The sequence below is a fragment of the Georgenia sp. Z1491 genome, assembly GCF_057652395.1.
This window is the reverse complement of the sequence record NZ_CM172729.1, coordinates 1,339,471-1,353,065: the sequence shown is the minus strand read 5'-3', so window position 1 is coordinate 1,353,065 and position 13,595 is coordinate 1,339,471. Positions and strand designations below refer to the sequence as shown.

General features: G+C 73.2%; 13 protein-coding genes. 4 read left to right on the top strand and 9 right to left on the bottom strand.

The genetic code is table 11. The annotated features are described in order from the left end of the window. Entirely contained in the window at nt 1-1,206 is a 1,206-nt protein-coding gene (locus AC24HA_RS06375; RefSeq protein ID WP_425708286.1) for a MerR family transcriptional regulator, read from the bottom strand. Between the two features lie 219 nt (nt 1,207-1,425). On the opposite strand from AC24HA_RS06375, the gene AC24HA_RS06370 reads away from it, so the two are divergent. Then, nucleotides 1,426-1,728, top strand: coding sequence for a WhiB family transcriptional regulator (locus tag AC24HA_RS06370; RefSeq protein WP_425708287.1), 303 nt, complete (start codon nt 1,426-1,428; stop codon nt 1,726-1,728). 153 nt (nt 1,729-1,881) lie between these two features. Here the strand turns inward: AC24HA_RS06370 and groES are convergent, their stop codons facing one another. Continuing rightward, nucleotides 1,882-2,178 (bottom strand): co-chaperone GroES, encoded by a 297-nt coding sequence (groES, locus tag AC24HA_RS06365; RefSeq protein ID WP_425708288.1) that lies wholly within the window; start codon nt 2,176-2,178, stop codon nt 1,882-1,884. A gap of 237 nt (nt 2,179-2,415) precedes the next feature. On the opposite strand from groES, the gene AC24HA_RS06360 reads away from it, so the two are divergent. Continuing rightward, nucleotides 2,416-3,693 (top strand): class I SAM-dependent methyltransferase, encoded by a 1,278-nt coding sequence (locus AC24HA_RS06360; protein ID WP_425708289.1) that lies wholly within the window; start codon nt 2,416-2,418, stop codon nt 3,691-3,693. Between the two features lie 54 nt (nt 3,694-3,747). Continuing rightward, the gene (locus AC24HA_RS06355) at nt 3,748-4,875 is read left to right on the top strand and encodes a YbdK family carboxylate-amine ligase (RefSeq protein ID WP_425708290.1); all 1,128 of its coding nucleotides are present in this window, start codon (nt 3,748-3,750) and stop codon (nt 4,873-4,875) included. 112 nt (nt 4,876-4,987) lie between these two features. On the opposite strand, the gene tsaD is transcribed toward AC24HA_RS06355, so the two are convergent. Together tsaD and ilvD are read right to left on the bottom strand one after the other, a co-directional pair. Further along, complete coding sequence (gene tsaD / locus AC24HA_RS06350; RefSeq protein ID WP_425708291.1) at nt 4,988-6,031, bottom strand: tRNA (adenosine(37)-N6)-threonylcarbamoyltransferase complex transferase subunit TsaD; 1,044 nt, start codon at nt 6,029-6,031, stop codon at nt 4,988-4,990. Nucleotides 6,032-6,109: 78 nt separating this feature from the next. Beyond that, the gene (ilvD, locus tag AC24HA_RS06345) at nt 6,110-7,972 is read right to left on the bottom strand and encodes a dihydroxy-acid dehydratase (protein WP_425708292.1); all 1,863 of its coding nucleotides are present in this window, start codon (nt 7,970-7,972) and stop codon (nt 6,110-6,112) included. A 97-nt stretch (nt 7,973-8,069) separates the two neighbouring features. Here ilvD and AC24HA_RS06340 point away from each other — a divergent pair, with 97 nt between their 5' ends. Next, entirely contained in the window at nt 8,070-8,858 is a 789-nt protein-coding gene (locus AC24HA_RS06340; RefSeq protein ID WP_487563616.1) for a helix-turn-helix transcriptional regulator, read from the top strand. A 14-nt stretch (nt 8,859-8,872) separates the two neighbouring features. Here AC24HA_RS06340 and AC24HA_RS06335 read toward each other — a convergent pair whose 3' ends face one another. From AC24HA_RS06335 to tsaB, 5 genes are all read right to left on the bottom strand, one after another. Beyond that, the gene (locus AC24HA_RS06335; protein ID WP_487563615.1) at nt 8,873-9,565 is read right to left on the bottom strand and encodes a succinate dehydrogenase/fumarate reductase iron-sulfur subunit; all 693 of its coding nucleotides are present in this window, start codon (nt 9,563-9,565) and stop codon (nt 8,873-8,875) included. A 50-nt stretch (nt 9,566-9,615) separates the two neighbouring features. After that, nucleotides 9,616-11,580: a fumarate reductase/succinate dehydrogenase flavoprotein subunit gene (locus AC24HA_RS06330; protein WP_425708295.1), complete on the bottom strand. Its 1,965-nt coding sequence runs from the start codon at nt 11,578-11,580 to the stop codon at nt 9,616-9,618. An 11-nt stretch (nt 11,581-11,591) separates the two neighbouring features. Then, nucleotides 11,592-12,293 (bottom strand): succinate dehydrogenase cytochrome b subunit, encoded by a 702-nt coding sequence (locus AC24HA_RS06325; protein ID WP_425708296.1) that lies wholly within the window; start codon nt 12,291-12,293, stop codon nt 11,592-11,594. A gap of 141 nt (nt 12,294-12,434) precedes the next feature. Next, nucleotides 12,435-12,890 (bottom strand): ribosomal protein S18-alanine N-acetyltransferase, encoded by a 456-nt coding sequence (gene rimI, locus AC24HA_RS06320; protein WP_425708297.1) that lies wholly within the window; start codon nt 12,888-12,890, stop codon nt 12,435-12,437. Further along, complete coding sequence (gene tsaB, locus AC24HA_RS06315) at nt 12,887-13,594, bottom strand: tRNA (adenosine(37)-N6)-threonylcarbamoyltransferase complex dimerization subunit type 1 TsaB (RefSeq protein WP_425708298.1); 708 nt, start codon at nt 13,592-13,594, stop codon at nt 12,887-12,889. The genes rimI and tsaB overlap by 4 nt, the downstream gene beginning before the upstream one ends. Nucleotide 13,595: the final 1 nt, after the last annotated feature.

Genomic DNA, 13,595 nt, shown 5'->3' with positions numbered 1-13,595 from the left:
TCATGCTAGATCCGCGCCCTCGAGAAGCGCAGTGACCGTGGACACCGCAGACGGCAGGTCGGAGGCCAGGATCGCCTCGGACGGGACGCGCCTCGGGAGCCCGGGGCCGACGAGGACGACCTCGGGTCGCCGCTCGCGCCCGGACGCGGCGAGCGCCCGCACGCTCGCGGCACGTCCGAACCCCACCACCACCCCGACGTCGGGCGTCCGGTCGACGATGTCGGACAGCGCCTCGTCCGGCACCCGGCTGCGGCCGACCCGCCGCAGGAGCGTGAGAACACCGCGCTCGGCGAGGGCGCCGGCGAGGACGTGGGCGGCGAGGACGTGCTTCGGGGTCGTATGGACGGCCACGCGGACGGGCTCCGTCACACCGTGGGCGAGGACGGTCGTGCGGACGACCTCGAGCGCGCAGCCGGTGAGCACGGTGATGCCGTCGCTGCCCGGTGCCTGGGGCTCCGCCCCGACGGCGAGCAGGTCGCAGGTCGGCGAGAGCAGGCGCTGCCAGGTGGCCGTCCAGCCATGGGCCTCGACGTGCCGGGACACGGCGAGCCGGACGTCGTTCCGGTCCCCGGCGGCGGCCGCCGCGGCGAGCGACTGCACGTCGAGACTGGTGGCGGTCACGGCGACCGGCATCCCTGCCCCGTAGCCCGTCGGCGTCTGCGTGACGGCCCGCGCCGCGTCGGAGGGACTGACGCCGGAGAGCGTGAGTGCGCGCATCCGCTCGAGACGGACGACGTCGGCGGGGCCGTACCGGCGGCGGTCGCCGGCGCGGTGGTCGCTCGGACCGAGCCCGTAGCGACGGTCCCAGCTGCGCAGCGTCGACGTGGCGATGCCGAGCCGCTCAGCGAGCGCGCCGACCGTGAGGGGCGCTTCGGCGACGACGCCCGCCGCAGCACCGTCCGCCGAGCGCGAAGCGATAACGGCATCCCGGTCGAGGTCTGTCCCATGAACAGATCTCTCGTCCCGATCCGGATCTCCGTCTCCGTCCTCGGCGTTCGCACGGCGGGCCGACCTGCTCGACCCGCGATCGCCGGGGGGTCGAGCTCCGGACGGGTCGAGCGGGCGACTCTCGTCGATGTAGGCGCCGTCGAGACTCTCGACCGCGCCGGCCAGTTCAGCCTCGTGGACCGACTCCTGCGCAGGGGGTTCCCGGTCCGCCGTCGTGCCGCGGCGCGAGGCGCGGGCAGCTTCGGGGCGTGCGGCCATGCTCCATCCTCCGTCCGACGGTCCGTGCGGGCAACACGGGCGAGACACCAACCTATGCATTTCCGGTGCATGCGCAACATGCACGCCACAGCGGGACCCGGCGCCATGTGCCGCCACGCACCCCCTTGCCCAACTTTCGCGCAAGTAATAACCTGTTGATGAATGGTGCTCGGACGGTCGTCCGGCCGGGCCCCTGCTCATCCGATCTGAGGAGGCCCCATGGCCGAGCTGTCCCGACTGCCCGGACCGCTGCTCGACGTATGGAGCTGGCAGATCCACGGGACCTGCCGAGAGGTCGACCCCGAGCAGTTCTTCCACCCGGAGGGAGAGCGAGGCGGGGTGCGTCGTCGTCGTGACGACGCGGCGAAGGCGATCTGCGCCGGCTGCCCGGTCCTCGAGCAGTGCCGGGAGCACGCGCTGACGGTGCGCGAGCCCTACGGCGTGTGGGGCGGCCTGAGCGAGGACGAGCGTGCGGCGACCTACCGCCAGGACCGACGACGAACGAGCCCGCAGGCCGGCTGACCCGCCCGCCCGCGGTCGAGCGTCCGCCCCGGGCCCTCGGGCCGACCGGGCCGTCTGATCGGATCGGGCATCACCGGTGCACCTGGACGCACGAGAGGGCCCCTGCGACCGACGTGGTCGCAGGGGCCCTCTCGCGTGACTGGGCCGAGCGGGTCAGCGCTCGACGACGGCGAGCAGGTCGCGGGCCGCCAGGACGAGGTAGTCCTCGCCCGAGTACTTGACCTCGGTGCCGCCGTACTTGGAGTACAGGACGACGTCGCCGACAGCGACGTCGAGCGGGACGCGGTTGCCGTTGTCGTCGACGCGACCCGGGCCGACCGCCACGACGGTGCCCTCCTGGGGCTTCTCCTTGGCGGTGTCCGGGATGACGAGACCGGACGCGGTGGTCTGCTCGGCCTCGAGGGTCTGGACGACCACGCGGTCCTCGAGCGGCTTGATGGAGACCGACACTGCGGACCTCCCCTTCCTACGTATGGAGTGGATCTCTGACTGTCGTCCTCAGCCTCGCTCCCGCCGTCGCGGGGGTCGGGCGCGTGGTGAGTCCGTCGGGGTCAAGACTAGGTCGCCGATTAGCACTCGCGCAATCAGAGTGCCAGATCGTGGATGTCGCGCCGCGGACGAGGAGGCCCCGGCACCTGCGTCCGCCACCCTGCCGCCCTGCGCCCCCCGCTCTGCGACGATGGCCGGATGGAGCTCGACACCGCGCGCACTCTCGCCTCGACCGAGGGCCGCGCGATGCTTGCCGCGTTGCCCCCGTACTCGCCCGCGACGGCCGAGCACATGAACGCTCGGCTGCGCGCCCACGGGATGGCGCCCGACCTCGCCTCCGCCGCCCTCACCCAGCTCGCCCTGCGCGCCGAGGCCGCGGACCGTCTCGGCCCGGTCGCGGACCTGCTGCTCCTCACGCGCGCCGGGCTCGAGCAGGCCACGCGCACCGTCGTCGCCGCACATCACGCGCACCGGTTCCGCCGGGCGAGCGTCACCCGGGTCGCCGACCTCGGCTGCGGCCTCGGCCTGGACTCGCTCGCGATCGCCGGTCTGGGCACCGGGGTGGTCGCCGTCGAGCAGGACCCGGTCACCGCCGCGTTCGCCCGCGCGAACCTCGAGCCCTTCGACGGCGCCGAGGTGCGCGAGGCAGATGCCCTCGACGTCGACCTGACCGACCTCGGTGCCGACGCCCTGTGGGCCGACCCGGCACGCCGCGACGCCGCGGGCCGGCGCCTGACCGAACCCGAGAGCTGGAGCCCGCCGCTGGCCGACGTCGTCGCCCGAGCCCGCTCGGTACGTGCGGCGGGGATCAAGGTGGCGCCGGGCATCGAGCTCGACCGGATCCCGGACGACGCGCATGCCCAGTGGGTCTCGGTCGACCGCGAGGTGGTCGAGGCCGCGCTCTGGTTCGGCGACGCCGCGCCGGAGGGAGCCGGCCGCTCCGCCCTCGTCCTGCTCGGCGAGGAGCCGCACCTGCTCGCGCCCGAGGGTGGTGGCCCGCTCCCCCCGTCGGCACCCCACGACGACGCACCGGTGGCACCGCTGGGCGCCTTCCTCCACGAGCCCGACGGCGCCGTCATCCGTGCGGGGCTCGTCGCCGACCTCGCCCGACTTCTCGGCGCCGGTGTGGTCTCGCCCCGGATCGCCTACCTCACCTCGGACGCCCCGGCGGCCTCCCCGTTCGCCCGCTCCTACCGCATCCTCGAGCAGGTCGACGCGGGGGCCAAGGGCCTGGCCAGGGCCGTCGCCGCTCGCGAGATCGGGGACCTGACGATCAAGCAGCGCGGCTCGGGCGTGAAGGTCGAGGACGTGCGCCGCCGGCTGCGGCTGAGGGGACCGAACCGGGCGACGCTCGTGCTCACCCGCGCCGAGGGGCGGCACGTGGCCCTGCTCGTCGAGCCGGTGCCGGAGACGAGCGTCGAGCCGGTGGACGCGACGAGCGTCGAGCCGACGCACGAGCACGGCGACAAGGGCTGAGACCGAGCGCGTCGCCGCGGTCTCGTGCCGGGGCCCGCGGTGCACAATGGCGCCGTGCCCGTCGAGTTCGGATCCTCGGAGCGCTCGTCGCTCGGCGTCGAGTGGGAGCTCCAGGTGCTCGACGCGGCCACCGGCGAGCCCCGCGACGAGGGGCCCGCGCTCATCGACGACCTCCGCTCCGCGGCCGGCACCCCGCACCCCCGCCTGGCGCACGAGCTGCTCGCCAGCACCGTCGAGATCGTCACCGGCGTCCACGCCACCGTCGCGTCCGCGGTCGCCGAGCTGGCCGAGGTGCTCGACGAGCTCGTCGAGGCTGCCGGCCGACGCGACCTCGTCCTGTCCGGCGGAGGCGCCCACGCCACGGCCGACCCGCAGGCCCAGCCCGTGGCCGAGGGCTACGAGCGGCTCATCGCCCGCACCGCCTGGTGGGGCCGCGAGATGCTCATCTACGGACTGCACGTGCACGTCGGCGTCGAGGACCGGCACAAGGCGGTCCCCCTGGTCGGTGCCCTCCTGCAGACGAGCGGTCCGATCCTCGCGCTGTCGGCCTCCTCGCCCGCCTGGCGCGGGGTGGGCACCGGCTACGCGTCGAACCGCACGATGATCTTCCAGCAGCTGCCCACCGCCGGGCTGCCGGACTCGATGGCGACCTGGTCGGACTACGAGCGCATCGTCGAACACCTGCTCGCCGCCGACGTCATCGCGCGCCGCACCGAGACCCGGTGGGACGCCCGCCCCACCCAGCTCGGGACCGTCGAGTCCCGGATCTGCGACTCCCCGCCCACGATCGCCGAGGTCGCGGCGCTGACCGCCCTCAACCAGTGCGTCGTCGAGGACTCCTCGACGCGCCTCGACGCCGGGGAGGAGCTGCCCGCCCTCCCCCGTTGGCTCACCGCGGAGAACCGCTGGCGCGCCGCCCGGTTCGGGCTCGACGCCACCTTCGTCACCGACACCGACGGCGGCTCGGTCCCTGCCACGGAGGCCGTGCGACGTCTGGTCGCCGACCTCGCGCCGACGGCGGAGCGGCTCGGTTGCGCGGACGACCTCGCCCTCGTGGAGCACGTCCTCGACACCGGGGCCTCCTACCGGCGCCAGCTCGCGGCCGCGGAGCAGGACGGCTGGGCAGCGGTGCCCCTGCACCTGGCCGGGGAGCTGACCGAGGAGCGACGCCCCGCGGGCTGACGGCACCGGCGGCACGGGCTGGCGGCACCGGCGCCGCGAGCTGACGGCGCCGGCGGCACGAGCTGGCGGCACCGGCGCCGCCGCGCCGAGCCTCGGCCGGTGGGCGCCGTTCTCAGACCAGGACGCTCGTGGCCGCCATCGACGAGTCGACGCCGAAGCCCAGGCTCGAGGAGGGCAGTCCCGCCTCGACCACGGCGGACCCCAGGGCCGCGATCATCGCCCCGTTGTCGGTGCAGAACCTCGGCGGCGGGATGCGCACCTCCACGCCGGCGGCGGGACCGCGCTCGGCGAGCAGCTCGCGCAGGCGGGAGTTCGCGGAGAATCCCCCGCCGACGACGAGCACGTCGGCCCCCTGGTCGGCGCACGCACGCAGCGCCTTGGTCGCGAGCACGTCGGCGACCGCCTCGGAGAAGCCCGCGGCGACGTCGGCCGCCGGGATCTCCTCGCCGCGGGACGTACGGGCCTCGAGGTCACGGGCCACGGCCGTCTTCAGGCCGGAGAACGAGAAGTTGTAGGCGTGCCGCTCCCGGTCCTTCGGCGCCGAGAGCCCGCGCGGGTAGCGGATCGCCTCCCGGTCACCGGTGGCGGCGAGCCGGTCGACGTGCGGCCCGCCGGGGTAGGGCAGCCCGAGCAGGCGGCCGACCTTGTCGAACGCCTCCCCCGCGGCGTCGTCGAGCGTCTCCCCGAGCAGGGTGACGTCGGTGATGCCCGTCCCGACCGAGAGCAGGGTGGTGTGCCCGCCGGACACGACGAGCGCGACCGAGCGGGCCGGGACGGCCCCGTGGACGAGGGCGTCGACGGCCGCGTGGCCGATGACGTGGTTGACGCCGAGGATCGGCCGCCCCACGGACAGCGCGAGCGCCTTCGCGGCGGCCGCCCCCACGGTCAGCGAGCCGACGAGCCCGGGACCGGCGGTCACGGCGATCGCGTCCACCTCCGAGAGGTCGACGTCCGCGCGCGCCAGGGCGGCGCCGAGCGTCGGCCCGAAGGCCTCGAGGTGAGCTCGGGAGGCGATCTCCGGGATGATGCCGCCGAACCGGGCGTGCTCCTCCATCGACGACGCCGTCACGTCGGCCACGAGCTCGGTGCCGCGGACGAGCGCGATGCCGGTCTCGTCGCAGGAGGTCTCGATGCCGAGGACGAGCGGGGAGGTCACGCAGGCGATCGTACGCGCGGAGCGCGTCCGGCGACCCGACGGCCCGGGAGCCGGCCGACCGACCACCGGGCCGCGCCGTCAGACCGTCTCGGGCACCAGCCGGACGGCCCCCTTGTCGGCGGACTGGGCGAACGCCGCGTAGGCCCGCAGCGCCGGCGTGACCTTGCGGGGGCGCTGCTCCTTCGGCCGGTACCCGCCGCCCGCCTCCAGGGCCGCCCTGCGGCGCTCGAGCTCCTCGTCGGGGACGTCGAGCGTCAGGCTGCGCCGGGGGATGTCGATCGAGACCGTGTCCCCCTCCTCGACGAGTGCGATCGTGCCGCCGGCGGCCGCCTCGGGCGAGACGTGCCCGATCGACAGGCCCGAGGTCCCGCCGGAGAACCGTCCGTCCGTGATGAGCGCGCACGCCTTGCCGAGCCCGAGACCCTTGAGGTAGGAGGTCGGGTACAGCATCTCCTGCATCCCCGGTCCCCCCTTGGGGCCCTCGTAGCGGATGACGACGACGTCGCCCTCCTTGACCTCCTTGCCGAGGATCCGCTGCACGGCCTCCTCCTGCGACTCGCACACGACCGCGGGCCCCGAGAACGTCCAGATCGACTCGTCCACGCCCGCGGTCTTCACCACGGCGCCGTCGACCGCGATGTTGCCGCGCAGGACGCCCAGGCCGCCGTCCTTGGAGTAGGCGTGCGCGAAGGACCGGATGCACCCGTGGGTGTCGTCGACGTCGAGGGACGCCCACCGCTCGGACTGGGAGAACGCCGTCGACGAGCGCCGCCCGCCCGGGGCCGCGTGCCACAGCTCGGTGGCCTCCTCCGAGGCCCGACCGCCGCGCACGTCCCACTCGTCGAGCCAGGTGCCCAGCGTCTGCGCGTGCACGGTGTGCACGTCCTCGTTCAGCAGACCGCCGCGCCGCAGCTCGCCCAGCAGGGCGGGGATCCCGCCGGCCCGGTGGACGTCCTCCATGTAGTAGGTCCGGCCCTCGGCCACGTTGGGCGCGACCTTCGACAGGCACGGCACCCGCCGCGAGATCTCGTCGATCTCCTCGAGGCCGAAGGCCACGCCGGCCTCGCTGGCCGCGGCGAGCAGGTGGAGGATCGTGTTGGTCGAGCCGCCCATCGCGATGTCGAGCGCCATCGCGTTCTCGAACGCCGCCGGGGTCGCGATGCTGAGCGGGAGGACCGTGTCGTCGTCCTCCTCGTAGTACCGGCGCGTGATGTCGACGACCAGCGAGCCGGCCTTCTCGTACAGGGCGCGCCGGGCGGTGTGCGTGGCGAGCACCGAACCGTTGCCGGGCAGGGAGAGCCCGATGGCCTCGGTGAGGCAGTTCATCGAGTTCGCCGTGAACATCCCCGAGCACGAGCCGCAGGTGGGGCAGGCCGCCTCCTCGATGCGCATGAGGTCCTCGTCGGCCACGTTCTCGTTGACCGCCTCGGACATCGCGTCGACGAGGTCGAGCGTGCGGACGGTGCCGTCCAAGAGCGTCGCCCGCCCCGACTCCATGGGGCCGCCGGAGACGAACACCGTGGGCACGTCGAGCCGCAGCGCGGCGAGCAGCATGCCGGGCGTGATCTTGTCGCAGTTGGAGATGCACACGAGAGCGTCCGCGCAGTGCGCGTTGACCATGTACTCCACCGAGTCGGCGATGAGGTCGCGCGAGGGCAGGGAGTAGAGCATGCCGTCGTGCCCCATCGCGATGCCGTCGTCGACGGCGATCGTGTTGAACTCGCGCGGGATGCCGCCGGCGGACTGGATCGCCTCGGAGACGATCCGGCCCACGGGCGCGAGGTGCGTGTGGCCGGGGACGAACTCGGTGAAGGAGTTCGCGACGGCGATGACCGGCTTGCGGCCGATGTCCGCGCCGTCGACGCCGGAGGCACGCATGAGGGCGCGCGCCCCGGCCATGTTCCTGCCGTGGGTGACGGTGCGTGAGCGATGTGCGGGCATGTGCCCATCGTCCCCCGTCCCGACGCCGCGTCACGACGATCCGGGCCCGGTCGCCGGATGCGGCTGGTACCGGTACTCCCAGTACCATCGGTGGGTGATCCGTCCCCGCACGCCCCGGCGTGAGGAGCTCGGTGCTTTCCTCCGGGCCCGGCGCCTCACCTCCGACCGGGCGGCGCTCGGCCTGCCGACGCCGGCCCGCCGAGGCGCCACGGGCCTGAGCCGGGAGGAGGTCGCCGCCCTGTCCGGCGTGAGCGCCAGCTGGTACACGTGGCTCGAGCAGGGCCGGGACACCAACGTCTCGCGCCAGGTGCTCCTCGCCGTCGCCCGCGTGCTCCGGCTGACCGAGGACGAGACCGCCTACGTGCTCGGCCTCGCAGAGCAGGAGGCCGTCGCCCCGCCGGCTCGCCGTGAGGCCGTCCCGGCCCACCTCCGGCGGCTCGTCGACGCGCTGGACTTCCCGGCCTTCGTCGTGACGGCCGACTGGGCGATCGTCGGCTGGAACGCCGGCTACGCGTGGCTCTACCCGCGCATCGCGCACGTCGAACCGGCCGACCGCAACCTGCTGTGGCTCGTCTACACCGACCCCGACCTGCGACGCATGCTCCCCGACTGGGAGCGGGACAGCCGTCGCTTCCTCGCCGAGTTCCGGGCGGAGGCCGGGGTGCGGCTGGCCGGCCCGGGGCACCGGGCGGTCGTCGACCGGCTCACGGGGGCGAGCGAGGAGTTCCGCACCCACTCCGCCGAGATGGCCGTCTCGCGGTTCGAGTCGCGCAGGCGCACCTTCCGGCACCGCGAGCACGGTCTGCTCGAGTTCGAGCACCACCGGCTCGTGCCCTCGGACGCCGCCGACCTGCACGTGGTGATGTACGTGCCGGTCACGCCCTGACCCGCGGCGCGGGCTCAGCTCCGGCCGGAGATCGTGGCCCTGCCGAGGTCGGCGTTGAGCTGGGAGATGACGTCGAGCGGGATCTCCTTGGGGCACACCGCGGCACACTCCCCGATGTTGGTGCAGCCGCCGAAGCCCTCGGCGTCGTGCTGGTCGAGCATGTCCACCACCCGGGCCTGCCGCTCGGGCTGGCCCTGCGGCAGCATGCCGAGGTGGGTGACCTTGGCGCCGAGGAACAGCATCGCCGAGGCGTTCGGGCAGGCGGCCACGCAGGCGCCGCACCCGATGCAGGCGGCGGCCTCGAACGCGCGGTCCGCGTCGTCCTTCGGCACGGGCGTCGCGTGCGCGTCCGGGGCAGCACCGGTGTTGACCGAGACGTACCCGCCGGCCGCGATGATGCGGTCGAACGAGCTGCGGTCCACCACGAGGTCCTTGACCACCGGGAACGCGGTCGCCCGCCACGGCTCGATGGTGATCGAGTCGCCGTCCTTGAAGGACCGCATGTGCAGCTGGCAGGTGGTGGTGACCTCGGGGCCGTGCGCCTCGCCGTCGATGACGATGCCGCAGGCGCCGCAGATGCCCTCGCGGCAGTCGTGGTCGAACGCGATGGGGTCCTCGCCCGCCGCGAAGAGCTGCTCGTTGAGCACGTCGAGCATCTCGAGGAACGACATGTGCTCGGAGACGTCGTCGAGCCGGTAGGAGCGCATGGCCCCCTTGTCCTCCGGTCCGGACTGACGCCAGGCGTTGATGGTGATCTTCACTTGTAGCTCCGCTGCTTCATCTCGACGTACTCATAGGTGAGGTCCTCCTTGTGGAGCACCGGGACGCCGTCCGCGCCGTGCTCCCAGGCCGCGACGTACGCGAACTCGTCGTCGTGGCGCAGGGCCTCCCCCTCCTCGGTCTGCGACTCGGCACGGAAGTGCCCGCCGCACGACTCCCTGCGGTGCAGGGCGTCGATGCACATGAGCTCGCCCAGCTCGAAGAAGTCGGCCACGCGGCCGGCCTTCTCCAGCGACTGGTTCAGCTCCTCGTTCCTCCCCGTGACCTTGACGTCGCGCCAGAACTCCTCGCGCAGCGCCCGGATCTTGTCGATCGCCGTCCGCAGGCCCTCCTCGGTGCGCTCCATCCCGCAGTACTCCCACATGATGGTGCCGAGCTCCTTGTGGAAGGAGTCCACCGAGCGCGAACCGTCGTTGGAAAGGAAGTGGGCCACGCGCTCACGCACCTGGTCCGCGGCCGCGACGACGTCGGGGTGGTCCTCGGGCACCGGCGCGCCGTGGTGGTCCGCGAGGTAGTCGTTGATGGTGTTCGGCAGGACGAAGTAGCCGTCCGCGAGACCCTGCATGAGCGCCGACGCACCGAGGCGGTTGGCCCCGTGGTCGGAGAAGTTGGCCTCGCCCGCGACGAACAGGCCGGGGATCGAGGACTGGAGGTCGTAGTCGACCCACAGCCCGCCCATCGTGTAGTGGACGGCCGGGTAGATGCGCATCGGGACCTCGTAGGGGTTCTCGCCCGTGATGCGCTCGTACATGTCGAAGAGGTTGCCGTACTTGGACTCCACCGCGCCGCGGCCCATCCGGCCGATGGCCTCGGCGAAGTCCAGGTACACGCCACGGCGCACGCCGTCGACCTCCGGGCCGACCCCGCGTCCCTCGTCGCACATGTTCTTCGCCTGGCGCGACGCGATGTCGCGAGGCACGAGGTTGCCGAACGAGGGATAGAGCCGCTCGAGGTAGTAGTCCCGGTCCTCCTCGGGGATCTCGCGCGGGTCCTTCGTGCAGTCCTGCGCGTTCTTCGGCACCCAGATGCGGCCGTCGTTGCGCAGCGACTCGCTCATCAGCGTGAGCTTGGACTGGTAGTCGCCGGTCTGCGGGATGCACGTGGGGTGGATCTGCGTGTAGCAGGGGTTGCCGAAGTAGGCGCCCTTCTTGTGCGCGCGCCAGGTGGCCGTGACGTTGCAGCCCATCGCGTTGGTCGACAGGAAGAACACGTTGCCGTAGCCGCCGGAGGCGAGCACCACCGCGTCGGCGAGATGGGTCTCGATCTCGCCGGTGATCATGTCCCGCACGATGATGCCGCGGGCACGGCCCTCGACGACGACGAGCTCGAGCATCTCGTGCCGGCTGTTCATCTCGACGGACCCGGCGCCGATCTGCCGCTCGAGCGCCTGGTAGGCGCCGATGAGGAGCTGCTGCCCGGTCTGGCCACGCGCGTAGAACGTCCGCGAGACCTGGACGCCGCCGAACGAGCGGTTGTCGAGCAGGCCGCCGTACTCGCGGGCGAACGGGACGCCCTGCGCGACGCACTGGTCGATGATCTGACGCGAGACCTCGGCGAGCCGGTAGACGTTGGACTCCCGCGACCGGAAGTCGCCGCCCTTCACGGTGTCGTAGAAGAGCCGGTAGACGGAGTCGCCGTCGTTCTTGTAGTTCTTTGCTGCGTTGATCCCGCCCTGCGCGGCGATCGAGTGCGCGCGGCGCGGCGAGTCCTGGTAGCAGAAGGCCTTGACCTGGTAGCCGGCCTCGCCCAGGGTCGCGGCGGCCGCGCCGCCGGCCAGACCGGTCCCGACGACGATGACCGAGATCTTGCGCCGGTTGGCGGGGTTGACGAGCTTGGCGCCGAACTGGCGCTGCGCCCACTTCTCGGCCAGGGGGCCGGCGGGGGCGCTGGTGTCAGCGATGGGCGCACCCTCGCGGTACAGGTCGTTGATCACTGCGGTCATGCGGGGGCGCCTCAATTCACGATGCCGAGAAGGATGGCCGTCGGGGTCGCCATGAACCCGACGAGGAGCAGGAGCGCGACGACGATCGCGATGCCGTTGAACGCCGCCTCGCGCCGCTTCGTCGACAGGCCGAAGGTCTGCAGCGCCGACCACACGCCGTGGCGCACGTGGAGGGCGAGCAGGACCATCGCGACGAGGTAGATCGCGTACACCCACCAGTGCGCGGGCTGGAACGCCTCGACCATCCGCTGGTACGGGCTGTCGAACGAGCCGCCCACCTCGATCGTCATGGTCGTGAACTGCAGGATGTGGAAGACGACGAAGGCGAGGATGATGACACCGCCCCAGCGCATCGTGCGCGACGCGTAGGTCTGCTGCAGCGAGCGCTTCTTCACGTAGCGCGTGGTGCGGGCCCCCCGGGCCCTCTTCCAGAGCGCGAACGCCGCCCCGGCATGGACCACCAGCGACGCGAGCAGGGCGACCCGCATGAGCCACAGCAGCCCCTGGTGCGGGAGGATCGGGTAGAACGCCTCACGCAGCCAGTGCGCATACCCGTCGAACGCCTCGGCGCCCTGGAACATCTTGAGGTTGCCGTACATGTGGGACAGGACGAAGAGCACGAAGATGACACCCGTGACGGCCATCGCGACCTTGAGGGCGACCGTGGTCCTCCGTGCTGTCCGCGCCCTCGACGGCGCTGCAGTGGTGGTCACGAGGGCGATCCTAACCCCGGGGGTTCGATGGGTCGGGCCTTTCCCCGCACGCGAGACGAATGGTCCCGAACTCGTCTTTCCGGTGGGTCCGGAAATGGTCAAGAGACATTTTCGTGAGGAGTTTCGTACGGAATTCTCGCGCTATTTCCCGGGCTCCAGACCGAGCCGCATGACCACCGCGTCGCGGCCGGACCGCTGGTAGTAACGGGGTCTGATCCCGACGGCCTCGAAGCCCGCCCGCTCGTAGAGTGCCCGGGCGCCGTCGTCGTCGGCCCGCACCTCGAGGACGACGCTGCGCGAGCCGGCGCGTCGGGCCCGGTCGACCAGCTCGCCCAGCAGCCGGGTCGCGAGCCCCCGACGCCGGTGCGCCGGGTCGACGCCGACCGTCATCACCTGGGTCTCCTCCCCCGCCGCGGTGCCGGCCCAGGCGACGAGCCGGTCCTCGTCGTCGACGGCCGCGAGGTACGTCCGGCCCTGCTGCGCGAGCTCCGTGCGGTAGATGCCCGCCGACCAGTCGTCCGGGCCGAACAGGACGGGCTCGAGCTCGGCGACCCGGTCGATGTCCGCCCGGGTCAGCGGCCGCAGGCGGTACGTCACGGCCGCACCTGCGCGGGGACCGCGGCGTCCGGGCGACGCAGGTACAGCGGCTCGGCCGGCAGCTCCTCGCCCGCGGCCAGCCGCGCGAGGGCGAGCCGCGCCAGGGCGAGGGGGAAGGCTGCGGACCCGGCGCCGGAGGACCCGGCCTCCACCTCGCGGGCCCCGTGGTCCCCGGTCCCGTCGTCCGTCGCCGTGACGGCGGGCGCCATCTCCCCGACGACGACGTCGTTCGGCTCCAGCTCGCGGCGGACGTCCGCGGGGGCGGCGACGGCGGGGGCGGCCAGCACCTCCACCTCGTGCGCGCCGCGCGCACGGTACCGGCCGTGGTGGACCTCGCGGCGCCGGGCGTCGGTGGCGACGACGACCGTGGCCCCCGGCGCGTCGTCGAGCGCGTCGCGCGCCACCGCGTCGAGCGAGGGCACCCCCGCCAGGGCGGCGCCCCATCCGCGGGCGAGTGCGCGGGCCGTGACGAGGCCGACGCGCAGACCCGTGAACGGTCCGGGCCCGGTGCCGACGACGACGAGGTCCGGCGTGCCGTGCTCGCCCACGAGCTCGGCGACGGCGGGCGCCAGCTCCTCCGCGTGCCGCCGGTCGTGCACCCCGCGGACGTGCCCGAGCAGGTGGGCCGAGGCGGCATCGCCGCCGACCGCGTCGATACACGCGGCGACAGGGCGGGAGGAGGTGTCGATGACGAGGACGCGCACG

What these genes read in the sequence shown, in the direction of transcription:
- AC24HA_RS06375 (WP_425708286.1), bottom strand. Translation starts at nt 1,206, where the DNA reads ATGGCCGCACGCCCCGAAGCTGCCCGCGCCTCGCGCCGCGGCACGACG.
- AC24HA_RS06370 (WP_425708287.1), top strand. Translation starts at nt 1,426, where the DNA reads ATGGCCGAGCTGTCCCGACTGCCCGGACCGCTGCTCGACGTATGGAGC.
- AC24HA_RS06360 (WP_425708289.1), top strand. Translation starts at nt 2,416, where the DNA reads ATGGAGCTCGACACCGCGCGCACTCTCGCCTCGACCGAGGGCCGCGCG.
- ilvD (WP_425708292.1), bottom strand. Translation starts at nt 7,972, where the DNA reads ATGCCCGCACATCGCTCACGCACCGTCACCCACGGCAGGAACATGGCC.
- AC24HA_RS06335 (WP_487563615.1), bottom strand. Translation starts at nt 9,565, where the DNA reads ATGCGCTCCTACCGGCTCGACGACGTCTCCGAGCACATGTCGTTCCTC.
- AC24HA_RS06330 (WP_425708295.1), bottom strand. Translation starts at nt 11,580, where the DNA reads ATGACCGCAGTGATCAACGACCTGTACCGCGAGGGTGCGCCCATCGCT.